This is a genomic window from Arthrobacter ginsengisoli (assembly GCF_031456935.1).
Lineage (GTDB): Bacteria > Actinomycetota > Actinomycetes > Actinomycetales > Micrococcaceae > Arthrobacter > Arthrobacter ginsengisoli.
Window position 1 is genome coordinate 215,198 of sequence record NZ_JAVDVQ010000006.1, and the last position, 22,399, is coordinate 237,596.

Here is a 22,399-nt window from a genome sequence, read left to right on the forward strand (position 1 = left end):
GCGGATCATTCCGGAGAGGTATTCTCGCCGCGTTCGCGGCGCCCGGGCTTTCGGACTCCGGCGTCTGTCAGTTCAGGTTCAGCTGCGGCCCCGCAGCGAGGCGAACCATGCCTGCGAGTTGGGCATCCACATCAGCACAACCGCCGCCAGGCTGACGATGAAGCTCGGCCAACTGCCGCCTCCGCGGCCTTCAGCGGCGCTGGCGTTAAGAATGGCCAGCAGCAGGGAGATCCCGGCGACGATCGTGAGGGCGAAGCGTGCCCATTCGCGCCCTTCCTTCATTTTCATGCTCAGGATGACCTGGGCCGCGGCGAGTGCGAGGGCCACCAGCACCAGCAGGAACACCACGAATCCCAGGCCCGGAGCGACCGCCAGGAGCACGAACGAGCCGAAGAGGCCGATCACACCGCCGAGCAGGCCCAACAGTCCACCGATGAGCCAGATCCAGTAGGAGACTTTGAGCTCTGTGGGCATCCCGGTGACGGTAAACATGCCGGAGAACCCGCCGCGGGGCATCGCGTCGTTGAAATTCTGCGGCCGGTCCGTCGGCATCTCGAAGCGGAATCCGCCCCGCGGCCGCCCCGCGGCCTGGTAATCCGGCGTCGTCTGGTAATCCGGCGGTGGCTGGTAACCCTGCGGACCCTGGTAGGCAGGCGGCTGTCCGGCGCCGGGCTGCGGTTCGTAGCCCTGCGGCGGGTACCCCTGGCCCTCCTGCTGGGGCGGGGCCTGGTACCCCGGCACGTCGTACCCCCCGGGCGCGGGCGGCGTGACCCCGGGCGGCTCGGAACCTGACGGCGGCACGTTGCCCGCCGTCGGGGGCTGGGCACCTGGCTGCTGCGGACGAGGTACCTCATTAGGGTTGCTCATGGCTCTCACTGTAGACCGCGGCTGTGCCGGTATCTAGGGAATCTGAGCGTGTTGCGGAGCATGTCGGCACGCCGCCGGGGCGGGCCGACATGCCGCTGCTTGCGGCGCTGCGGGGGCCCCTGGTGCAGCCTCGACGGCACACCGGGGGTTAACCAAAACACCCCGCTCCATCACGGGGATGGAGCGGGGTGCGGGCGGCTGGAGGCCGGGCCGGCCAGGTCCGGGGGACCGGCCGGCGGAACGTGTTGTGGCTAGGCTGCGGGAGCGATGAAGGCCAGTTCGAGGTTGACGGCAACCTTGTCGCTGACGAGCACGCCGCCGGCGTCGAGGACTGCGTTCCAGGTCAGGCCGAAGTCCTTGCGGCTGATCGTGGTCTCGGCGGACAGGCCGGCGCGGGTCATGCCGAACGGGTCGACAGCAACGCCATTGAATTCAGTCTCGAGGGACACCGGACGGGAAACGCCCTTGATGGTGAGCTCGCCCTGCAGTTCGTAGGCGTCACCCTTGGCGACGATGCTGCTGGAGACGAAGGAGATTTCCGGGAACTTCTCGACGTCGAAGAAATCTTCGCCGCGGACGTGGCCGTCGCGGTTGACATCGCCGGAGTCGAAGCTCGCGGTCTTGATCGTGGCGCTGACCTTGGAGTCGGCCACGTTCTCGGAGAGGTCCAGCGTGGCTTCCGCATCCTTGAACTGGCCGCGGACCTTGCTGATGCCCGCGTGGCGGACGGTGAAGGCAATTTCGCTGTGTGAGTTGTCGAGGGTCCAGAGGCCGGTGGTGACGTTGGCGGGAAGAGCCATGGTGTTTCTCCTTGTGTCGGGCGGGTCGTGCACTCGTCTGATCGTCGACCGGGGCTCCATTTATTGAAGTCTCAACCAACTGCATACCAATGTAAACATGCATTTGCATCCTTTATTCCAACTCCAGGGAACATTTCTGAAAACTCTTGAGTTCTACTTCCTGTAGAAGATTTCGTCATTGCCCCTGCCCTTTGAGAAACTGGTACACATGCCCCAAGCCACTGTTCATTTGCTCCGCCACGGCGAGGTCAGTAATCCCGACGGCGTCCTGTACGGCAGGCTGCCCGAGTTCCACCTCTCCGAGCTCGGCCGGGAAATGGCCCGGACCCTTGCGGAGCACTTCAGCGAGCGGTCCAGGCAGGGTGCGAAGATCGTCCATCTCGTGGCCTCGCCGCTGACCCGCGCGCAGGAAACAGCAGAGCCCATCGCCGAGGCCCTCAGCCTTGCCATCACCACCGAGGCCCGGATCATCGAGGCCGCCAACTACTTCGAGGGTCTTCACGTCGACAAGGGGGAGATCCTCAAACCAAAGCACTGGCCCATGCTGCGCAACCCGTTCCGGCCGTCCTGGGGCGAGCCGTACAAGGAACAGGCTGCCCGGGTGATCGCCGCGGTCCAGGACGCCCGCCTGCGCGCCATCGAACTCGGCGGCGACGGTGCCGAAGCGATCCTCGTCAGCCACCAGCTGCCGATCTGGGCCACCCGTCTCAGCGCCGAGGGCAGGCCGCTGTGGCATGATCCGCGCAAACGCGAATGCACGCTCACCTCGATCACGTCCCTGGTGTTCGACGACGCCGGGAACATCCTGCGGGTCGACTACAGCGAGCCTGCAGCCGCCCTTCTTCCCGGTGCTTCCAGCACCCCCGGAGCCTGAGCATGAGCGGAAACCTCGGAAAGACGTCACCCCTGAGCCGCCGCAGCGTCCTGATGGCGGGCGGTGCCGGGCTCGCCGTCGTGCTGGGTCTCTCCGGCTGCGCCCAGGAGGATGCCCTGGCCCAGCAGGCCAGGGCCGGCGACAACAAGAACTACGTGGCCGGCGACGGTTCGGTGACGGAATTCGCCGTCGCGGACCGCAAGAGCCCCGTTGCCATCAAGGGCACGCTCTTCGACGGCACCGCAGTGACGGCCCAGGCCTTCCAGGGCCAGGTCACCGTGCTCAACTTCTGGTTCGCCGCCTGCGCGCCGTGCCGGGTGGAGGCGCCCTCGCTGGAGGCCCTGCACCAGGAGTTCAAGAGCCAGGGCGTGCAGTTCTTCGGCGTCAACCTCCGCGATGAGAAGGCCACGGCGGAAGCGTTCGACAAGACCTTCAACCTGACGTACCCGAGCTTCAATGACAAGGACGGCGCCGTTCTGCTGGCCGTTTCCGGCCTGGTGCCCCCGGGAGCCGTCCCCACCACGCTCGTGCTCGACAAGCAGGGCCGCGTGGCGTCCCGTGTCCTTGGTGAAATCCAAAAGGGCACGCTCAAGTCCCTCATCGCCGCTGCCGTGGCCGAGTAGCGGACAGGCCAGCCATCGTGAACAGCCCCTTCGCCGAAGCCATCCTGAGCGGTTCGCTGCTGCTTGCCATCCCGGTGGCACTGCTCGCCGGCTTCGTCTCCTTCCTGTCGCCCTGCGTGCTGCCGCTCGTGCCGGGCTATCTGGGCTACGTCACGGGACTGACCGGCGTCGACCTCCAAAAGCAGAAGCGCGGCCGCATGCTGGCGGGCATCGGGCTGTTTGTGCTGGGTTTCTCGGTGATCTTTGTGCTGCTCGGCGGGGCGTTCGGGCAGCTTGGGACGCTGATCACCGGCTCGCAGAACGCCTGGATCACCCAGCTGCTGGGCGTCCTCGTGATCATCATGGGTGTGGTGTTCATGGGCGGGTTCGGCTGGCTGCAGCGCGACGCCAAGATCCAGTCCAGGCCGCCGGCCGGGCTGTGGGGTGCGCCGCTGCTGGGCATCACCTTCGGCCTCGGCTGGGCGCCCTGCATCGGCCCGACCTATTCCGCGGTCCAGCTGCTGAGCCTTTCCGGGGGATCCTCGGCGGCCAAGGGTGCGTTCCTGGCCTTTGTCTATAGCCTTGGGCTGGGCATCCCCTTCCTGCTGATCGCCCTGGCCGTGCGCCGCGGCATCGGCGTGATGTCCTTCTTCCGCAAACACCGGCTCGCCATCCAGCGCATCGGCGGCGGAATCCTGGTGGGACTGGGCCTGCTGATGGCCAGCGGAGTGTGGGGCACCTGGGTGTCCGAATTGCAGTACTGGTTCCAAACCGATGTGAAATTGCCGATCTGATGAGCGAGCGAGTGAACGTAAAGAAGAAGTCCCCGGCCCCCGGGACAAAGTCCGGCAGCAAGTTCGGGACCAAGTCCGGCAGTGCCGGCCCGGTCGCGGCCGCGAAGGCTGAGGCTGTCCTCCCGGCGCTGGGCCCGATGGGCATGCTCCGCTGGGCCTGGACCCAGCTGACCAGCATGCGCACCGCGCTGTTCCTGCTGCTGATGCTGGCGGTGGCCGCGGTGCCCGGTTCGCTCTTCCCGCAGCGGCCCGCGAACCCCTCGATCGTCACGCAGTACATCAAGGACAACCCCGACTACGGCAAGATCCTCGACTCGCTCCAGCTCTACGATGTGTACTCCTCGGCGTGGTTCTCCGCCATCTACATCCTGCTGTTCATCTCGCTGATCGGCTGCGTGGTCCCGCGCGCCATCGCGCACTACAAGGCGATGCGGTCCCAGCCGCCGCGGACGCCCGCCCGGCTGTCGCGGCTGCCCGAATACGGCACGCTCGTGATTCCCGCCGACGCCGGGATCCCGGCGTCGCGCGCCATTGCCGACGCCGCCGGGGTGCTGAAAAAGCGCGGCTACCGCGTGGACATCCGCGACCGCGACGGGGCCCGGCCCTCGGTGGGCGCGGAACGCGGCTTCCTGCGCGAAGTCGGCAACCTCGTCTTCCACACCTCGCTGATCGGCGTGCTCGTGTCCGTTGCGGTCGGCGGGCTGTTCGGCTACAGCGGGCAGCGGATCCTCGTGGAGGGCGACACCTTCGTCAACACCCTCGTCGGCTACGACCAGTTCACCCCGGGCACCAACTTCCAGAGCAGCCAGCTGCAGCCGTACTCGGTCCAGCTGGACAAGTTCCAGATCACTTTCGACCGCGAGTCCCAGGGCAAGAACGGCCAGCCCATCGACTTCAAGGCCGACGTGACCACGAAGGAAACCCCGGACGCCCCTGCCAAGCAGGAAGTGCTCAAGGTCAACGACCCGCTCACGCTGGGCGGCACCAGCATGTACCTCACCGGCAACGGCTACGCCCCGGTCGTCACCATCCGCGACGGCGCCGGGAACATCGCCATGCAGGGCCCCGTGGTGGCCAAGCTGCAGGGCGACAACTACTACTCCTCCGCGGTCATCAAGGTTCCGGATGCCAAACCCGAGCAGCTCGCCTTTGCCGGCTTCTTCCTGCCCACCGCCTTCATCACGGAGGAAGGCGTGTCCTTCAGCGGCGATCCGGAACTGTTCAACCCGCAGCTGAGCCTGAACTCGTACTACGGCGATCTGGGCCTGGACGACGGCGCCCCGCAGAACGTTTTCGAGCTCGACGTCGAGAAGCTCACCCCGCTCAACGCCCGCAACCTCGACGCCGGCGGCATCACGCTCTCGCCGGGCGCCAGCTACACCCTGCCGGACGGCAAGGGCTCCATCAGCTTCGACGGCGTGAAGCGCTACATCGGCGTCGACATCCACCACAATCCGGGCCAGCTTTACGCCCTGATCTTCGCGCTCCTGGCGGTGGCCGGCCTGGTCACCTCGCTGTACGTGAACCGCCGCCGCGTCTGGGTCCGAACCGGGACCCACGAGGACGGCCGCACCATGGTCGAATACGGGCTCCTGGCCCGCGGCGAGGACCACCGGCTTGCCGGCGAAGCAACTGCGGTCCGCAGACTGCTCGCGGAAGCCTGGGATCTCGACGGCAGCTCCCAGTCGGCTCCCAGCGGGGGAGTGGATAATGGCCGGGCGGATACCAAGCTGTCCGGCGCCAGTGCCGAGCAGGCCTCCCCGGACCACCCCACAGCAGACTTCATCCAGTCCACAGCAGGCTCTTCCGAGTCAAAGAAGGATCAGTAATGCTCCCCATCAACGAAACCATGGGCCAGTACAGCGAGCTGTTCATGCTCCTCGCGGCGGGCACCTATACGGTGGCGTTCATCGCCTTCGCGTGGGATCTGGCCAAGAGCAGCAAAATGCTGCGCGCGGTGGACCTCAAGGCCGCCGAGCTCGCGGGCGCCGAGTCCGCCCGCGTTCCGGTGGCTGCCGGCGTCGGAGCCTCTTCCGGGACCGCCACCGGGGCTCATGACCGGGCCGACTCGGACGTGGCCGGACCTGTCGGCCGGGCCGAGCGCCCGACGTCGTCCGTGGCGCGTGCTGGGGCCGGGAATGCCGCCGGCATCGGCCAAACCGCCGATGGCGCCATGCGCTACTCGGCCGAGCGCCGTGCTCCCGCAAGGGTGGCTGTGGCCCTGACGGTTCTGGGTGTCGCCATCCACGCGGCCGGCGTCATCACCAGGGCCATCGGCGCGGGGCGGGTGCCGTGGGGCAACATGTACGAGTTCCTGACCACCGGCGCGTTCGTGGCCGTGGCCGTCTTCCTGCTGGTCCTGATCCGGCGCGACCTGCGCTTCCTCGGCACTTTCGTGGTGGGTCTCGCGATCATCATGCTCGTGGCTGCCTCCGTGGCGTACTGGACGCCGGTGGGACACCTCGTTCCCGCGCTGCAGAGCTACTGGCTGATCATCCACGTCTCGATCGCCGTGCTGTCCTCCGCGCTGTTCACCCTGACGTTCGCGATGTCGGCCCTGCAGCTGGTCCAATCACACCGGCAGAAGACCGTCGCTGCCGGCGGTGCCGACAAGCTGGGCTTCATGCGCCTCGTGCCGTCCGCGTTGAGCCTCGAGAACCTCTCCTACCGAATCAACGCCATCGCGTTCGTCGGCTGGACCTTTACGCTGATGTTCGGCGCCATCTGGGCCGAGAAGGCCTGGGGACGCTTCTGGGGCTGGGACACCAAGGAAGTCTGGACCTTCGTGATCTGGGTCGTCTACGCCGGCTACCTGCACGCCCGCGCCACCCGGGGCTGGACCGGAACCCGCGCGGCCTGGCTCTCGATCGTCGGCTACCTCTGCGTGGTCTTCAACTTCACGATCGTGAACCAGTTCTTCAACGGACTGCACTCCTACTCGGGGCTGTAGCCCGCACCTGGTGCGCCGGCCCATCCCGCGCCCGAGCCCCAGCCCATCGATTCGCCACAGATGGCCGCTAAGCCACGCCGCTTAGCGGCCATCCGTGTCAGTTGGGCGCGGCGTTGGGGGAGGGGTCGGGCGTGTTCTCCGGTCTGGCTCCATCGATTCTTCACGAACGGCCGCTAAACCACTCGCTCTGCGCCGAATCGCCACAGTTGGCCGCTATTCCGACCCTCTTGGCGGCCATTCGTGTCAGATGGGTGGCCGGGTGTCCTGGGTGGCGGCCATTTGCGTCAGATGCGTGACCGGACGGTGGCGGTGCTCCGCTTTAGAACAGGGGTGGCCTCCGAGCGGTGCCTTTCAGGACCCGCCGGCCCACGCACTCCATCGATTCGCCACGAACGGCCGCTAAGCCAATTCGCTCAGCGCCGATTCGCCACAGCTGGCCGCTATTCCGACCCTCTTGGCGACCATTCGTGTCAGACGGGGGATCGGGTGTCCTGGGTGGCGACCATTCGTGTCATGTGGGTGGCAGGTTCCCTGGATAGTAGCCTTTCAACTCATTCGGGTGCCGGGCGGAGACCGGTACGCCTCTGACTCCGGCGCGGTTCGGGTGTCCAGCCGCGCTCCGCCAGCGCCGCCCGCACGCGGGTCACGGCCGTCGGATCCATGCCGGATGCCAACGGGTCCAGGTCCCGCTGCGTCAATACGACGACTCGCCACCCGGCATCCCGGGCGCTCTCATCTCTGAAGACGTCGCTGCGACGCTGCGCCGGATCGGCATGGTGCCCGCCGTCGTACTGGATGGCCACTTTTTCTTGTCCATAGGACAGATCGGGGTCCTGGATCCAACCGCCGGTCGCGTCGAAGATCGGGACGTTGACTCCGGGCTCCGGAAGACCATGACGGATCAGAAGCATCCGCAGTTCGGTCTCTTTGGGGGAGTCAGTGTTGGGGCGCATCAGTGCCCGGGCACGCATGGCGCGCCGGTAGCCGGGCCTGCCGCGTTTCCCGGCGAGAAAAGCGTCCAGCGCCACGATCGTGGTCAGCGGGTTCCTCCGGCGCAAAAGGAAGTCGCCAGCAATCACCAAATCGTCGTGGCTCAGTATGCCGGCGAGGTCGAACCATGTCCGCAGCGGGGAGGTGCAGCTCACCCAGGCCCCGGCTACGATCTCTTCCGGTTCGAGTGTCTGCTGATGGCCCACGACATCCTTATAACGCACTGCCCTCTTGCTCGGCTCACTCGTCAGATGGACGACGGTCAAGTTCTCCAGTGCCTTCGGCAGGGGAAAGCCCCAGAGCACTGCTGCCGACAGGTGGCTCACGACAGCGCCGGTGACAGCGGCCAGAGCGCGCAGACGGTCCAGCAAACCGTCCTGCGTGGTCGCCACGGCACGCACTCCGTGGCAGGGGCTGACGAGATCCCGAGCCCGGGTTCGTCGTCGGCTCAGCCCGGAAGCGCGGGCTTGGGCCACGGTGAAGGGCTGGTTTCGAAGCTGCGGGGGAAGCTCACTAGGTGGGTGCATATGAGCATTCTGGCCGCGAGGGAAGGGGGCTCAGAGGTTATCCACAGTGTGGGGGAATAGTGCTCTTGTGAGCGGCCTACGCGGGTGCGGTTTAGTGGCGGCGATTCGACCAAGATGGCCGCCATGAAGCGTGGATAGCGGCCATGTGTGGCGAACGGACGCCGGGGGCGCCTTGTTGGCGGCGATTCGACGAAGATGGCCGCCATGAAGCGTGGATGGCGGCCATGTGTGGCGAACGGACGGGGAGCGCTCCGGCGTGGCGGGGGTTTTTGGTGGGGACGGCGGCCGCGGGCGAGGGTCGAAGGTGGCAAGGCCCTCGGGCCGGAGCGGTGCTACTTAATCTCGTCGGTGCCCTGAGTGTCGCCGCTGCCGCGGGTTTCGCCGGATTCGGAGCCGTGGGTGCCTGACGTGCCTTTGGCGCCGTCGGCCTTGCGCTCCTTGGCGTCCAGTTCGTCCTTGAGCTTCTTGAGCCTGTCGGCTTCGGCCTGCTGGCGGCGGCGGAGTTCGAGGTTACGCAGGAAGTCCGGGTCGTCGTCGGGCGCCAGCGTGTGGCTGTAAGTGGGACGCGCGGCGGTGGTGCCACGGGGTCGGCCGATCAGGAACCACAGGATGGCTCCGATCACGGGGATGACGATCTGCACCACAATCCAGGCCGGCTTCGAGATGCCCTTGGTCTGGCGCGGGTCGGTGCGGATCACGTCGACCAGTCCGTAGACGAATACGACGAGAACGGCGACGATGACCACTACACGGAGCATGTAATCAGTCTAGCCTCAGGGGGACGCTCCGGAGTCTCCCGTTCCCCTGTCTGGGACGACGTCCGCTGTTGGACGCAGGAACGCCCGGCTGGGCCGGTGGCGTGGCCTCGTTGCAGCCTCGTTGCAGCATCCGTGGGCCGGGGCAGCCGGCAGGCGGCTAAACTTGGAGTGTGGCTTTCCTGAAATACTCCCTGATCCGGCTGGCGCTCTTCGCGCCGCTGTTCGCGCTGTTCGTCTACCTCCAGCTCGGATGGCTGCTCGCTGTCCTCTGCGCGGGAATGATGGCGTTCGCGATCAGCTTCCTCTTCTTCCAGAAGCAGCGCGACGCCGCTGCCGCTTCACTCCAGCGGCAGTTCTCGGGCAAGGCCAAGCCGTTGCGCAGCGCCGGGGAAGTGGACGACGCCGACGCCGAGGACCGCCTGGTCGACGCGCACCCCGACATCACCGTCCACACGGACAGCCGCCCGAAGGACTCCTAGATCTTCCAGGGCTTCTGCAGCCGCGGGACCCGTAGCTCCCGCGGCAAGCAGCGCCAGCGCGGCCCGCATCAGCGCCGCCCGCATCAGCGCCGCGGCCCGCAAACCGCTCCGTGGCGCTAGAACCCGTGGCTGAGCACGAGGCCGAGCGAGAACAGCACCGCGTAGCCGAGGTTGATCAGTCCGGTCTGTTTGAGCACCGGGATCAGGCTCTTGCGCCGCCGGCCCGCGATCATCAGCCAGGACGGCATCAGGCAGGCCGGGATCAGCAGCAGCACAATCAGCATCCACGGCCGGGTCGGCGCCAGCACAATCGGCAGCAGGATCGCGACGGCCAGCATCAGCACGTAGCTTTCCCGGGCGTACTTGTCGCCGAGCCGCACCGCCAGGGTTTTCTTTCCGGCCTTCCGGTCGGTGGGGATGTCGCGGACGTTATTGGCCATCAGCAGGGCGCAGGCGATGAGGCCCGTGCCGATCGCGCCGATGATGGCGGCGAGGCTGATCTGCCCGGCCTGCGTGTAGGTCGTACCGAGGGTGGCCACAAGACCGAAGAACACAAAGACGAACAGGTCGCCCAGCCCCATGTAGCCGTACGGATTTTTCCCGCCCGTGTAGCCCCACGCCGCCAGGACACAGCCCAGGCCCACCAGGATCAGCCACCACGTCTGCGAGAGGATGACCAGCGCCAGGCCGAACACCATCGCCAGCCCGAACGCGGCGAAGGCGGCGTACTTGACGTTCTCGGGCTTCGCGGCGCCGGAGCCGACCAGCCGGAGCGGGCCCACCCGGTCCTCATCGGTGCCCCGGATGCCGTCCGAGTAGTCGTTGGCGTAGTTCACGCCAACCTGCAGCAACAGGGCCACCAGCGCGGCCAGCACCGCGTTAAGCGGACGGAAGGCGTCCATCTCGTACGCGGCCGCGGTGCCGATCAGGACCGGCGCGATCGCGGCCGGCAGGGTGCGCAGTCGGGCGCCTTGGATCCATTGAGCGGCTGTAGCCACGTGTCAGTACCTCGTGTTGGTTTGGCGAAGCCGGGAGTGCCCGGCCTATCTATTTTCCCTGATGCAGCTCTGTGAGCCGAACCGTCATCGAAAGGCGGTCCGGTTTCCCGTTCGGCAGCATCAGCAGTTCACCGGCCGCCAGCACGGTCTTCGGGGCCAGGCTGCCCAACGCCCGCGCCCAGGCAGCGCCGGCGGTGAAGTTCCGGAGGGCGTCCGGCGAGCTGTCCGCCACCGCCACGTACGCGACGAGGGCCTGGCCCCACTCGGCGGAGGGGACACCGGCGACGAAGGCGGCCCGCACGCCGTCGAGCTTTTCCAGCTCCGCCTGCACATGCCCGGCCGAGACCTTCACGCCGCCAGTGATGACGACGTCGTCGGCCCGGCCCAGGACGGTCAGCTTCCCCGCGTCGTCCAGCTCGCCGAGATCGTTGGTCCGGTACCAGCGCACGCCGCCGTCCGCCACGAACGTCGCAGCGCTGAGCTCCGGCGCGCCCAGGTAGCCGGCGGCGATGGTTTCGCCGCCGAGCAGGATGCGCCCGTCGTCGGCCACCCGGACCACGACGCCGTCCAGCGGGACACCGTCGTACACACAGCCGCCGCAGGTCTCCGCGGAGCCGTAAGTGGTCACCACCCGCACGCCGGCATCCCGCGCCGCCGCCAGCAGCTCCGGCGCCGCCGGACCGCCGCCGAGCAGGATCCCGTTGAAGCGGCGCAGCACGGCGAGGGTCTCGGCCGAGGGCGAGTCCAGCAGCCGCTGCAGCTGGGTCGGCACCAGCGAGGTGAAGCGGAGCTTGTCCGTGAGCTCCAAAGCCGCGGCGGTGAACGCCTCCGGGGTAAAACCGCCGCTGAGGTCCATCGCCCACGGCCGGGTCCCGGCAAAAAGCGAGCGGACCAGCACCTGGACGCCGGCCACGTACTGTACAGGCAGGGCGAGCAGCCACTGGCCTTCACCCTTGAGCGCCAGGGCGGTGGCCATCGAGGAGGCCGCCAGCGCATCGAGGGTCAGCACGGTCGCCTTGGGCGTGCCGGTGGAGCCGGAGGTCCGCACCACGACGGCGGCGTCCGCCACGCCGGGGGTCTCGACCGGCACCGCGACCGGGGCACCGTCCGGCCCCGCGGCGAGTTCGACGGCGGGGCCCTCACCGCGGAGGGCAGCGGCCAGCGCCGTGAGGGCGGGCTCGATGTTTACAGCTCCGGAAGTCACGGGGCCGCCTTAGAAGTAGTACGGGTACTTGGACCAGTCCGGATCGCGCTTCTCCAGGAACGCGTCCTTGCCTTCCACGGCCTCGTCCGTCATGTAGGCCAGCCGGGTGGCTTCGCCGGCGAAGACCTGCTGGCCGGCCAGGCCGTCGTCGGCGAGGTTGAACGCGAACTTGAGCATCCGGAGGGCCTGCGGGGACTGCCGGGCGATATCCGCGGCGTATTCCAGCGCCACGTCCTCGAGCCGCTCATGGTCCACGGCCTCGTTCACCGCACCCAGCCGGACCATGTCCTCGGCCGAGTATTCGCGGGCCAGGAAGAAGATCGCACGGGCGGACTTCTGGCCGATCTGGCGGGCCAGCAGCGCGGAGCCGTAGCCGGCGTCGAAACTGCCCACGGTGGCGTCGGTCTGCTTGAACTTGCCGTGCTCGCGGGAGGCGATGGTCAGGTCGGAGACGACGTGCAGCGAGTGCCCGCCGCCGGCTGCCCAGCCGTTCACGACGGCGATGACCACCTTGGGCATGGTGCGCATGAGCCGCTGGACCTCGAGGATGTGCAGCCGGCCGGCGCGGGCCGGGTCGATGGTTTCCTTGGTCTCGCCCTCGGCGTAGCGGTACCCGTCGCGGCCGCGGATCCGCTGGTCCCCGCCGGAGCAGAACGAGTGGCCGCCGTCCTTGGCGGAGGGCCCGTTGCCGGTGAGCAGCACGGTGGCCACGTCCGGGGTCATCCGGGCGTGGTCCATGGCGCGGTAGAGCTCGTCCACGGTGCCGGGGCGGAAGGCATTACGGACCTCGGGCCGGTCGAAGGCGATCCGGACCGTGGGCAGGTCGCGGACCACGGTGCCGTCCGCGGAACGCTCCACCTGCCGGTGGTAGGTCATGTCCTGAAAATCGTCGAAGCCGGTCACGGTGCGCCAGCGGGTGGGGTCAAAGACGTCGGACACCTTGGCGGGGATTTCGTTGCTCACAGTCCGAGTCTAGTAATGGCCTCAGCTGATGCAGAACTCGTTGCCTTCCGGGTCCGCCATGGTGTGCCAGGAATGCGGTCCCTGGCTGGCGGTCCAGAGGAAGGTGGCGCCGCGCGCTTCGAGGGCGGTGCGGGCCGCATCCTTGTCCACGCCGGCGAGCCGTACGTCCCAGTGGATCCGGTTTTTGACCGTCTTTTCTTCCGGGACGGTCTGGAACAGAATGCGGCGGGCCGGCGATTTGGCGTCGAGTTCCTCGGGCGGGCGGATGGCGGCGCCGGCAGCCCACACCAGGCTGCCGTGGTGCAGCTTGGTTTCAGCCTCAGTGGCGAAGCCCTGCTCGATCATGGAACGGATGAAGTTCTCATCCTGCGGCTCCACGGCCCACTCAAGGGTTGCGGCCCACCAGTCGGCGAGTTCATGCGGATTCCGGCAGTCGACGGCGATCTGGATGTTGAGTGTCATGGAAAGAAACTACGACGTCGGCGCGGGCGGCGGTAGGGGTCAGCCCTGGACCTGCTGGAGCTGCTCCATCAGTTCCGGCGGGATGGCGTAGATGAAGATAACCGCCAGCAGGTTCTTCGAGGCGTGCACGAAATAGGAGAACATAACGTTCCTGCCGGTCCAGACATAGACAAACACCAGGACCACGCCCATGGCGAGGTAGGGCATCACCACCGGCAGGGTCAGCTCTTCCTGCCCGACGATGTGCAGGGCCCCGAACAGCACCACCGACAAGGCACAGCACACCCAGAGGTTCACCCGCCGGCTCAGTTTGCCGATCAGCAAGTGCCGGAAGATGTATTCCTCCACAAAGGGCCCCACGATCACCAGTAGGGGCACCATCAGCCAGGCCGGCACTTGCTGCATCAGCGCCTGCAGGCCGGCCTGGTTCGCGGACATCTGCACCGGCCCCGTCAGCGAGACCAGGACCGCGGTGAGGATCATCATAGCCACCACGGCCAGCGGGACCATGAGCACCGTGAACCAGGGCCGCGTGGCGAGGACCCTGAGATCCCGGGCGGCGACCTGCCGGACGGCGGCCAGGGCCAGGATGCCGATGCTGGCGTAGAAGATCAGGTTGACGGAGTAGGACGCCACCGCCGGGTTGGGCGAGAGCTGGAGCATCAGCGGGACCAGCAGTCCGCCGGCCACCGCGAAAAATGCGGCCACCGCCACATACAGGCCTGCCGTGATGAAATCGAGCCGCGTGAACCGGTAAAGTTCCGGCCGCGGTGCGGGGAGTGTGCGGAGAACGGTGCCCATGCCACCAGCCTAGCGCCGCGGCCGAACGGCAGGGTCACGTACAATATTCGGTATGCCTAATATTTTGTTTCGGTGTGCCAAAGTCGTCCGCCGGACCCGTGGCCTCCGCGCCGCCGTAGCTGCCGCCGCCGTCGTGTTGTGCCTGTCGCTGGCCGCGTGCGGAACACCCGCCGCGGGGCAGGGTGCCGGTTCCGGGGGCGACAAGCCCGTGGTGCTGACCACCTTCACCGTGCTGGCGGACGTGGCACAAAACGTGGCGGGGGACAAGCTGCAGGTTGAATCCATCACCAAGGCCGGCGCTGAAATCCACGGCTACGAGCCCACTCCCGGGGACATCCGCAAGGCCTCCAAGGCGGACCTGATCCTGGACAACGGACTGAACCTCGAAGCGTGGTTTGCCCAGTTCGTTGAAGGCCTGGACGTTCCGCACGCCGTGGTGAGCGAGGGCGTGGAGGTGATGTCCATCAGCGAGGACTCCTACCAGGGCAAGCCGAACCCGCACGCCTGGATGTCGCCGGTCAATGTCCAGATCTATGTGGACAACATGGTGAAGGCGTTCTCGAAGCTCGACCCGGCCAACGCGGCGGTCTTCGAAGCGAACGGCACGGCCTACAAGGCCAAGCTGCAGTCCGTGAAGGACGAAATGGTCCAGAAGCTCGCGACCGTTCCCGAGGCGCAGCGGGCCCTCGTGACGTGCGAGGGCGCATTCTCGTACCTCGCCCGCGACGCCGGCCTCCGGGAGGTCTACATCTGGGCCGTCAACGCCGAACAGCAGGCCACGCCGCAACAGATCACCAAGGCCATCGAATTCGTGAAGGCCAACAAGGTCCCCGCCGTTTTCTGCGAGTCCACGGTCTCGGACGCTCCGATGCGCCAGGTGGTGGGTGCCACCGGTTCGACGTTCGGCGGGGTGCTGTACGTGGATTCGCTCTCCGAGGCGGACGGCCCGGTCCCCACGTACCTGGACCTGATCCGGCACGACTCCAAGCTCATCACCGAAGGCCTGACAGGAGCGGCATCATGAGCAATCCGGCGATTCTGGTGGAAAACGTCACCGTCCACTACGGCGAGGTCCTGGCGCTCGACGCCGCGTCGCTGTCCCTTGACGCCGCCCGGATCTGCGGCCTGGTGGGGATGAACGGCTCCGGCAAATCCACGCTGTTCAAGGCGATCATGGGAATGGTCAAGCCCGACGCCGGCCGTGTCCTCATCAACGGCGAACCGCCCGCCAAGGCACGCAAAAGGGGCGGCATCGGCTACGTCCCGCAGAGCGAGGACGTGGACTGGCAGTTCCCGCTGTCCGTCCGCGACGTGGTGATGATGGGCCGCTACGGGCACCAGGGCTTCACCCGCCGCGCGTCCCGGGCGGACCGCGACGCCGTCGACCTCGCCCTGGACCGGGTGGAACTGTCCGAGTTCGCCGGCCGGCAGATCGGCCAGCTCTCCGGCGGCCAGAAGAAGCGCGCCTTCGTGGCCCGGGGGATCGCCCAGGGAGCCACCATGATGCTCCTGGACGAGCCGTTCGCCGGGGTGGACAAGCGCTCCGAGGCCACCATCACACGCCTGCTGAAGGAGCTCGCCTCGGACGGCTGCACCATCCTGATCTCAACCCACGACCTGCACGCCCTGCCGCAGCTCTGCGACGAGGCCGTGCTCCTGATGCGCCGGGTCCTGATGCACGGCCCGCCCGAGGTGGTGCTGCAGCCGGAGCACCTGGCCATGGCCTTCGGCCTCGACGTCCTCAACCGGGACCTTCCCGACGCCGACCCCGCCGACGACCCCGCCCTTTCGAAACCCGGCCCGGCCGGCCCCGACCTTTCGACCCAACCCGGCAGGAGCTGAACCATGGATCTCTTCGACATCCTGCTGGAACCGCTGAGTTATGACTTCATGGTCCGTGCCATCGTCACCACGGCGCTCGCGGCCATCGTCTGCGCAGTGCTGAGCTGCTGGCTGGTGCTGATTGGTTGGTCCCTGATGGGCGACGCCGTCTCGCACGCCGTGCTGCCGGGTGTGGTGCTCGCCTACATTGTCGGGGCACCCTTCGCTCTGGGGGCACTGGTGTTCGCGCTGATTGCCGTGACCCTGATCGGGGTGGTCCGCAACACCAGCCGGGTGAAGGAGGACGCCGCGATCGGGATCGTGTTCACCTCGCTGTTCGCGCTGGGCCTGGTGCTCATCTCCGTCACGCCGAGCCAGACGGACCTGAACCACATCATCTTCGGCAACCTGCTCGGCGTCAGCATCCCCGACCTCATCCAGGTTCTTGTGCTGGGGGTGGTCGCCTTCACCATCCTGATCCTCAAGCGCCGCGACCTCACGCTCTACGCCTTTGACCCCACGCACGCCCACGCGATCGGGCTGTCCCCGAAGCGCCTCGGAGCGCTGCTGCTGGGCCTTCTGGCGCTGACCTCCGTGGTGGCGCTGCAGACCGTGGGCGTGGTGCTGGTGGTGGCGATGCTGATCATCCCCGGGGCCACGGCCTACCTGCTGACGGACCGGTTCTCCCGCATGCTGGTGATCGCTCCGGTCATTTCCGCCGTGTGCTCCATCGCCGGCATCTACCTCAGTTACTACCTCGACACCGCCTCCGGCGCCATGGTGGTCCTGACGCAGGGGGCCGCCTTCGCCGTCGTCTATCTGTTCAGCCCCCGGCAGGGCCTGATCGGGACCCGGCTGGCGAAGGCCCGCCGGAAGAAGGCGGTAGTGCTCGCCGCCTGAGCCCGGGTTCGACGGCGGCCTGCGCCCCGGTTCCTCCGCAATTGTCGACGGTGGCATACTTGACGACGCGGGCCCTTGACGACGCAGGCCGCCGCCGGGCAGGCCCGGCACCTACTTGCGAGGACTCCTTGAGCGAACATCTCCGCCTTTCGGGCGTATCCCACGGCTACGGGGACCGCCAGCTCTTTGCCGGCGTCGACCTTGCCATCACGGCCGGTGAGCATGTGGCGATCGTCGGCGAAAACGGCGCCGGCAAATCCACGCTGCTCCGGATTCTGGCCGGGCTTGAGGCCCCGGACGAGGGCACCGCCGCCAGGCAGGGCCGCGTGGGCTATCTTGCCCAGACCCTCGGCCTGCCTGATGCGTTCACCGTGAGCAACGCGATCGACGCCGCACTGGAATCCCTCCGCGACCTGGAGGCCGAGCTGGACCGTCTGGAGGACGGGCTTGCCGGCGCGGAAGCGGACGAACTGGAGCGCTACGGAAACCTGCAGACGCAGTACCAGCTCCGGGAAGGCTACGCCGCGGAGTCCCGGGTGGAGGCGGCGCTGGACCGGCTGGGCCTGGGCGGGCTGGACCGGATGCGGACCCTGGGCTCGCTGTCCGGCGGGGAACAGGAACGTGTGGCACTGGCCTGCGTGCTGGCCGATCCCGCGGACATCCTGCTCCTGGACGAACCCACCAACCACCTCGACGCCAGCGGGACGGCCTGGCTGGAGGCGCGGCTGGCCACGCACCGCGGAACCGTGGTGGTGGTTTCCCACGACCGGGTCCTGTTGCGCAAAGTGGCCTCAACCGTGATTGAAGTGGACGCCGAACGCCGGACAGTCAACCGGTATGGCAACGGCTACGAGGGATACCTGCGGGAGAAGGCGGCCGAACGCCAGCGTTGGGCGCAGCAGTACCACGGGTGGCTGGACGCGATGGCTGCCGAGCGGCTCCAGGCGGACACGGTCGCGGGAAGGATGGGCTACGCCCGCCAACGCGACGGCGACAAGATGGGGTTCGACTTCAAGGCCGGGACGTGGCAGAAGGCAGCCTCCAGCAAGGTCCGCAACGCCCAGGAGCGTCTCCGCAGGCTGGAGGCGAATCCCATCGACCGGCCGCCCGTGCCCCTGAAGCTGGCGACAGACCTGCGCGCCGACGGTGCGGCGGGCCCCGCCCTTGAAGCGAAGGGCGTGGCGGTGCCCGGCCGCCTGGAATTGACAGACATCCGCGTGGAGGCCGGCCAGAAGATCCTTATCACCGGTCCCAACGGTGCGGGAAAGTCGACGCTGCTCTCCGTCCTCGCGGGCACGCTGGAACCGGCCAAGGGCACCGTGGTGCGGCACGGCCGCGTCGGCTACCTGCAGCAGGAGCTGGAGCTCCCGCAGCGCCCGGGATTGCGTCTCTTGCCGGCTTTCGCCGCGGGACTGGGCGGCAACATTGACGAGCACGCCGAGGCGCTGCTGCGCCTGGGGCTCTTCCGGACCAGCGAATTCCACGTTCCGGTGGGCAGCCTGTCCGCAGGGCAACAACGCAGGCTGGCGCTCGCCCGGCTGCTGCTGGGCGGCTTCGGGACGATGCTCGTCGATGAGCCCACCAATCATCTGGCACCTGTCCTGGTGGAACAGCTTGAAGCGGCCCTTTCGGATTTCGCCGGGACCCTGGTCATGGTCAGCCACGACCGGGCGCTGGGGGAGTGGTTCGACACCTGCGCCCTTGAAACCAGCACCGGGCACCGCGCCGCGAACCGCGCCGGGCACGGGAATGCCGGCGGGAACTGGCTCCGGTATGCCATGCGCGACGGCGCCCTGGCCTAGCAGACGCCCGGCAGACGGCCTGCCCGACGGATTCCCCGGGACCTGGCGGGCTGGAATCGAACATCATTCGGCAACACAGACAAGATGGCATTCTTAATTGGGCTTAAAGCCGCCCTGATGTTGCCCGCGTCACGTCGGGCCCCCAATGCTAGTACGATAGATGAGCCGCGCGAACTTCGACACTTGTGAGGTTCGGTACATGTCTTGTTCCCTGCGAGGGATTCAAGCCCGAATTTTGTGTACCTGAGCCCGCCGTCCATTCCCGGCCATACCTCGACCTACAAGGAATACAGCTGTGTCAACACCTACCCCCACAGAACTTGAGAGCCCGACGGCGCAACCCGCCGTCGTCGACTCGACCCTCAGCGCCGAGGGCTATGCAAAGTCCCTGAGCGGACGTCAGGTCACCATGATCGCGATGGGTGGCGCAATCGGCGTCGGCCTCTTCATGGGCGCCGGCGGACGTCTGGCCTCCACCGGCCCCGCGCTGATCTTCTCCTATGTGATCGCGGGCGTCATCGCCTACCTGCTGATGCGCGCCCTGGGCGAACTCATCATGTACCGCCAGACCTCCGGCTCCTTCGTCAGCTACGCCGGTGAAATGTTCGGCAAGAAGGGCGCCTACCTGTCCGGCTGGATGTACTTCATCAACTGGGCCATGACCGGGATCGCCGAGCTCATCGCGATCGGGCTGTACTTCCAGTTCTTCTTCCCCAACGTGCCGGTCGAACTGACCGCCATCTCGGCGCTGCTGCTGCTCGTGGGAGTGAACCTCCTGAGCGTGAAGGCGTTCGGCGAATTCGAATTCTGGGCCTCCGTCCTTAAGGTCGCGGCCATCCTCATCTTCCTGGCCGTGGGCACCTTCATGGTGGTCACCAACGCCCAGGTCGGCAGCGGCCACGCCTCGGTCAACAACCTCTTCGCCGCCGAGGGGGGCATGTTCCCCAAGGGCGCCCTCGTGATGATCCTGGTGCTGAACGCCGTGATCTTCGCCTACAACGCGATCGAACTCGTTGGCATCACCGCCGGCGAAATGCAGAACCCGGCCAAGGAAGTCCCCAAGGCGATCCGCGCCGTCGTCTTCCGCATCGTGGTGTTCTACGTCGGCTCCGTCACGCTGCTGGCCATGCTGCTTCCCTCGGACCAGTACGTCGCCGGAACCTCGCCGTTCGTCACCGTGTTCGGCCAGATGGGTCTCAGCTGGATGGGCGATGTCATGAACATGATCGTCATCACCGCCGCACTGTCCTCCTGCAACTCGGGCCTGTACTCGATCGGCCGGATTTTCCGCACCATGGCCAACAATGGACATGCTCCGCAGTGGCTGACCCGGATGTCCAAGAGCCACGTGCCGTACGCCGCCATCCTGGCGATCGGCGGCGTCTACCTCGCCGGCATCCTGCTCAACATCTGGCTGGGCGGCTCGCATGCCTTCGACCTCGCGCTGAACACGGCGTCCATCGGCGTGATCTTCACCTGGGGCGCCATCTTCGCCAGCCAGATCGCACTCCGGAAGACCAAGGGCAAGGTCTCCTCCCTGCCCATGCCGGGGGCGCCCTGGACCAGCTGGGCCGGCCTGGTTGCCCTGCTGGCCATCACGGTCCTGATCGGCTTCGACACCATGACCAGCAAGAGCGGCGAGGTCTTCCACCTCGGCCTCTGGACCCTGGCGACCATCCCGTTCTTCGCACTCGTGCTGTGGCTCGGGTGGCAGAAGGTCAAGAACAACGAACCGAAGAGCGAGCTCTTCAGCTAAGTCCGGTACCGAAGCACGACGACGGCGGCCGTCACCGCCGGCGAATCACGACGAAAGGGGAGCGCCGAGGCGCTCCCCTTCCGTCGTTGGGACCTGTCCGAGGCGGTGCCTAGCCGATGCTGTACCAGCTGGTCCCGTCATAGGTGACCTCAAGGCCGCCGCCTGATCCTGCTGTCTGGGCGTTCTGGTCATAAACAAAGCCGCTCGGAGCGGCGGGGCAGGTGCCCACGGCGGGGCCGTCGGTCTCAAGCGTCGCGGTTCCCTCATAGCCCTGGAGCGAGAAACCGGTGACCGGGCCGTCCTTACCGTTGGAGTTGCTCCGGGGAACGGTGGCCACGAGGCCCTGGACACTCGTGGTGGTACGACGTTCCTGGACGATTTCCTTGGTCTGCCCGTTCCCCGTCGTGAGGGTTTTGGTGCAGGTCCAGGTCGTCTCGTTCACGGAATTCACGCGGAAGTCGACCGTTGAAGCGTGGGTCTGGAGCGTCTTGTTGCTCCATTCGAAGACTGTCTGGACATCGCCCTTGCCGACAAAGCCGGTGCCCGTGGCCGGGTCGAACGTGACGGAGGCCGCTGCCGGTGACGCCAGGGCCAGTGACGCCGCGAAGGCCGTGGCCCCTGCAGCGAACACGAATGACTTCTTACTCATGAGACCAATTCCCCTTTTAGCTGTTGCTCAGGCGCCGATCGCCAGGTCCGTGCACGGTGCAGTGGAAGCGCGGTACTTCCGTTGCTGGTGTTACTTCCGTTACTGGAGTCTACGAATGAGGCAGAAGGAAACCTATGAGTAGGGAGTACTCTACTTTTTCGCTCGGACTACTTGGTCCGCCTACTGGGATCACGAGGTTCCGCCACCTGCACTGTGGTGCTAAACCCCTCGGAGCTCTGGATGCGGGTGGCTGGTGTGATGGGCAACCGCTTCTGGTTTCTGACGGGGGTGGTCCGTGATCGGACCGATGCGCCCAAGCCCTCCCACTCCGAACGTAAATTGTTCTGCCCGCGAGGAGCGCTGCCGGTGAGTCACCGGGATTTCACCCGGACCGGGTGAGGCCGGGGATGAGCGAATGGATGACACTGGTGGTAGCTGTCAGCGCTCACCGGGCTGCCGGAAACGGTCCCTTTCGTAAGGAATGTCCAATGTTCAGAGCACATCGCGTAGTTGTGGGGTCTGTCGCGCTCGGCGCGGCAGTTGCGCTGTTGACCGGTTGCGCGCCAACCCCGCAGGAGAATGTCAGCCAGGCCTGTGCGGCCATCAGCGCCTACGGCTCGGCCCTAACAAATTTCAAGGACACGTTGAAGCCCAGCGCCACGGTGGAGCAGGTCAAATCGGCGCGGGCCGAGGTCGACAAGACCTACCAGGAGATGATCAAGCAGACCCAGGACGTGTCGCAGGACCGCGCCGATGCCGTAAAGACGGCCGATCAGAACCTCGATAAGGCGGTCAAGGACGTTCCTGATGACGCAACCCTGACGCAGGCGGCTGCCTCACTGCGGGACGAAGCAGCTAAGGCCCAGGCAGCGGTCAGTGACGTCAGGAGTCAACTGAAGTGTTAGGCGTACAGCAGTCTCCAGGCAGTTGTTCCCGTGCGGGGCTGGGTCCACGGCCAGAGCCGGGGGAAGCCGTTCCTGTGGAAAGTAGGAAAGACGCATGAGTTTCTGGGAGAATTTTTGGGAAATATTGTGGTGGTCTTTCTGTGCTTTCGTGTTCTTCGCCTATTTATTTGCCATATTTGCGGTGATTGTCGATCTTTTCCGCGATCACAAATTGAGCGGGTGGTGGAAGGCAGTGTGGATCGTCTTTTTGATTTTCCTCCCGTTCCTGTCCCTCCTGGTCTACCTGGCTGCCCGCGGTGAGGGCATGGCGCGGCGGTCCATGGACCGGGCTGGTCGTGACCAGACGGAAGTCAACGGGTACTTCCGACACACGGCCTCGGTGAGTCCTTCCGATGAAATCTCCAATGCCAAGGCCCTCCTGGACGCCGGCACCATCAGCGCTGCTGAGTTCGACCGGATCAGGAGCAGAGTCGTCCGCTGACTGCATCAGTGAAAGC

23 protein-coding genes are annotated in these 22,399 nt (G+C 66.7%); 13 read left to right on the top strand and 10 right to left on the bottom strand.

From position 1 onward, the window contains the following. Positions 1–78: 78 nt before the first annotated feature. Together J2X01_RS09540 and J2X01_RS09545 are read right to left on the bottom strand one after the other, a co-directional pair. Positions 79–867, bottom strand: coding sequence for a hypothetical protein (locus J2X01_RS09540; protein ID WP_310056190.1), 789 nt, complete (start codon positions 865–867; stop codon positions 79–81). Positions 868–1,118: 251 nt separating this feature from the next. Further along, a complete protein-coding gene (locus tag J2X01_RS09545; RefSeq protein WP_310056194.1) occupies positions 1,119–1,667 on the bottom strand; it encodes a YceI family protein in 549 nt (182 codons plus the stop codon). 208 nt (positions 1,668–1,875) lie between these two features. Between J2X01_RS09545 and J2X01_RS09550 the strand changes: the two genes are divergently transcribed. The 5 genes from J2X01_RS09550 to ccsB are packed head-to-tail and all read left to right on the top strand — an operon-like array spanning position 1,876 to position 6,887. Further along, the gene (locus tag J2X01_RS09550) at positions 1,876–2,541 is read left to right on the top strand and encodes a histidine phosphatase family protein (protein ID WP_310056196.1); all 666 of its coding nucleotides are present in this window, start codon (positions 1,876–1,878) and stop codon (positions 2,539–2,541) included. 2 nt (positions 2,542–2,543) lie between these two features. Further along, entirely contained in the window at positions 2,544–3,164 is a 621-nt protein-coding gene (locus J2X01_RS09555) for a TlpA family protein disulfide reductase (protein WP_310056201.1), read from the top strand. 17 nt (positions 3,165–3,181) lie between these two features. After that, positions 3,182–3,937 (top strand): cytochrome c biogenesis CcdA family protein, encoded by a 756-nt coding sequence (locus J2X01_RS09560; protein ID WP_310056204.1) that lies wholly within the window; start codon positions 3,182–3,184, stop codon positions 3,935–3,937. Continuing rightward, on the top strand, positions 3,937–5,766 hold the full coding sequence (gene resB / locus J2X01_RS09565) for a cytochrome c biogenesis protein ResB (RefSeq protein WP_310056206.1): 1,830 nt from the start codon (positions 3,937–3,939) through the stop codon (positions 5,764–5,766). Before J2X01_RS09560 ends, resB begins: the two co-directional genes overlap by 1 nt. Continuing rightward, on the top strand, positions 5,766–6,887 hold the full coding sequence (gene ccsB, locus J2X01_RS09570; RefSeq protein WP_310056208.1) for a c-type cytochrome biogenesis protein CcsB: 1,122 nt from the start codon (positions 5,766–5,768) through the stop codon (positions 6,885–6,887). The genes resB and ccsB overlap by 1 nt, the downstream gene beginning before the upstream one ends. Before the next feature lie 551 nt (positions 6,888–7,438). Here the strand turns inward: ccsB and J2X01_RS09575 are convergent. Then, positions 7,439–8,269: a putative endonuclease domain-containing protein gene (locus J2X01_RS09575; RefSeq protein WP_310056211.1), complete on the bottom strand. Its 831-nt coding sequence runs from the start codon at positions 8,267–8,269 to the stop codon at positions 7,439–7,441. Between the two features lie 467 nt (positions 8,270–8,736). Beyond that, entirely contained in the window at positions 8,737–9,162 is a 426-nt protein-coding gene (locus J2X01_RS09580) for a PLDc N-terminal domain-containing protein (protein ID WP_310056214.1), read from the bottom strand. A gap of 170 nt (positions 9,163–9,332) precedes the next feature. Here J2X01_RS09580 and J2X01_RS09585 point away from each other — a divergent pair, with 170 nt between their 5' ends. Next, positions 9,333–9,641 carry a DUF4229 domain-containing protein gene (locus tag J2X01_RS09585; protein WP_310056216.1) on the top strand — a complete coding sequence of 103 codons (309 nt, stop codon included), beginning with the start codon at positions 9,333–9,335 and terminating at the stop codon, positions 9,639–9,641. A gap of 116 nt (positions 9,642–9,757) precedes the next feature. Here the strand turns inward: J2X01_RS09585 and J2X01_RS09590 are convergent, their stop codons facing one another. From J2X01_RS09590 to J2X01_RS09610, 5 genes are read right to left on the bottom strand one after another with little or no spacing between them, the layout of a single operon-like run. Continuing rightward, on the bottom strand, positions 9,758–10,639 hold the full coding sequence (locus J2X01_RS09590) for a 1,4-dihydroxy-2-naphthoate polyprenyltransferase (RefSeq protein WP_310056219.1): 882 nt from the start codon (positions 10,637–10,639) through the stop codon (positions 9,758–9,760). Positions 10,640–10,688: 49 nt separating this feature from the next. Further along, entirely contained in the window at positions 10,689–11,843 is a 1,155-nt protein-coding gene (locus J2X01_RS09595) for an AMP-binding protein (protein ID WP_310056221.1), read from the bottom strand. A 9-nt stretch (positions 11,844–11,852) separates the two neighbouring features. Next, the gene (locus J2X01_RS09600) at positions 11,853–12,806 is read right to left on the bottom strand and encodes a 1,4-dihydroxy-2-naphthoyl-CoA synthase (protein WP_310056223.1); all 954 of its coding nucleotides are present in this window, start codon (positions 12,804–12,806) and stop codon (positions 11,853–11,855) included. A gap of 21 nt (positions 12,807–12,827) precedes the next feature. Further along, on the bottom strand, positions 12,828–13,268 hold the full coding sequence (locus tag J2X01_RS09605) for a VOC family protein (protein WP_310056226.1): 441 nt from the start codon (positions 13,266–13,268) through the stop codon (positions 12,828–12,830). 39 nt (positions 13,269–13,307) lie between these two features. After that, a complete protein-coding gene (locus tag J2X01_RS09610; RefSeq protein ID WP_310056228.1) occupies positions 13,308–14,069 on the bottom strand; it encodes a CPBP family intramembrane glutamic endopeptidase in 762 nt (253 codons plus the stop codon). Between the two features lie 52 nt (positions 14,070–14,121). Here J2X01_RS09610 and J2X01_RS09615 point away from each other — a divergent pair, with 52 nt between their 5' ends. The 5 genes from J2X01_RS09615 to J2X01_RS09635 all read left to right on the top strand — a co-directional run bounded on the left by J2X01_RS09615 (position 14,122) and on the right by J2X01_RS09635 (position 20,348). Further along, positions 14,122–15,093 carry a metal ABC transporter substrate-binding protein gene (locus J2X01_RS09615; protein ID WP_310056230.1) on the top strand — a complete coding sequence of 324 codons (972 nt, stop codon included), beginning with the start codon at positions 14,122–14,124 and terminating at the stop codon, positions 15,091–15,093. After that, positions 15,090–15,911 carry a metal ABC transporter ATP-binding protein gene (locus J2X01_RS09620; RefSeq protein WP_310056233.1) on the top strand — a complete coding sequence of 274 codons (822 nt, stop codon included), beginning with the start codon at positions 15,090–15,092 and terminating at the stop codon, positions 15,909–15,911. The genes J2X01_RS09615 and J2X01_RS09620 overlap by 4 nt, the downstream gene beginning before the upstream one ends. Positions 15,912–15,914: 3 nt before the next feature. After that, entirely contained in the window at positions 15,915–16,790 is an 876-nt protein-coding gene (locus J2X01_RS09625) for a metal ABC transporter permease (RefSeq protein WP_310056235.1), read from the top strand. Positions 16,791–16,918: 128 nt separating this feature from the next. Beyond that, complete coding sequence (locus tag J2X01_RS09630) at positions 16,919–18,592, top strand: ABC-F family ATP-binding cassette domain-containing protein (RefSeq protein WP_310056238.1); 1,674 nt, start codon at positions 16,919–16,921, stop codon at positions 18,590–18,592. A gap of 295 nt (positions 18,593–18,887) precedes the next feature. Beyond that, positions 18,888–20,348, top strand: a complete 1,461-nt coding sequence (locus tag J2X01_RS09635) for an amino acid permease (RefSeq protein WP_310056242.1) — start codon at positions 18,888–18,890, stop codon at positions 20,346–20,348. Between the two features lie 109 nt (positions 20,349–20,457). On the opposite strand, the gene J2X01_RS09640 is transcribed toward J2X01_RS09635, so the two are convergent. After that, on the bottom strand, positions 20,458–20,997 hold the full coding sequence (locus J2X01_RS09640; RefSeq protein WP_310056245.1) for a hypothetical protein: 540 nt from the start codon (positions 20,995–20,997) through the stop codon (positions 20,458–20,460). Positions 20,998–21,485: 488 nt separating this feature from the next. Between J2X01_RS09640 and J2X01_RS09645 the strand changes: the two genes are divergently transcribed. Together J2X01_RS09645 and J2X01_RS09650 are read left to right on the top strand one after the other, a co-directional pair. Then, on the top strand, positions 21,486–21,902 hold the full coding sequence (locus J2X01_RS09645; RefSeq protein ID WP_310056247.1) for a hypothetical protein: 417 nt from the start codon (positions 21,486–21,488) through the stop codon (positions 21,900–21,902). A 94-nt stretch (positions 21,903–21,996) separates the two neighbouring features. Then, complete coding sequence (locus J2X01_RS09650; RefSeq protein WP_310056249.1) at positions 21,997–22,383, top strand: SHOCT domain-containing protein; 387 nt, start codon at positions 21,997–21,999, stop codon at positions 22,381–22,383. The last annotated feature ends 16 nt before the right edge of the window (positions 22,384–22,399 follow it).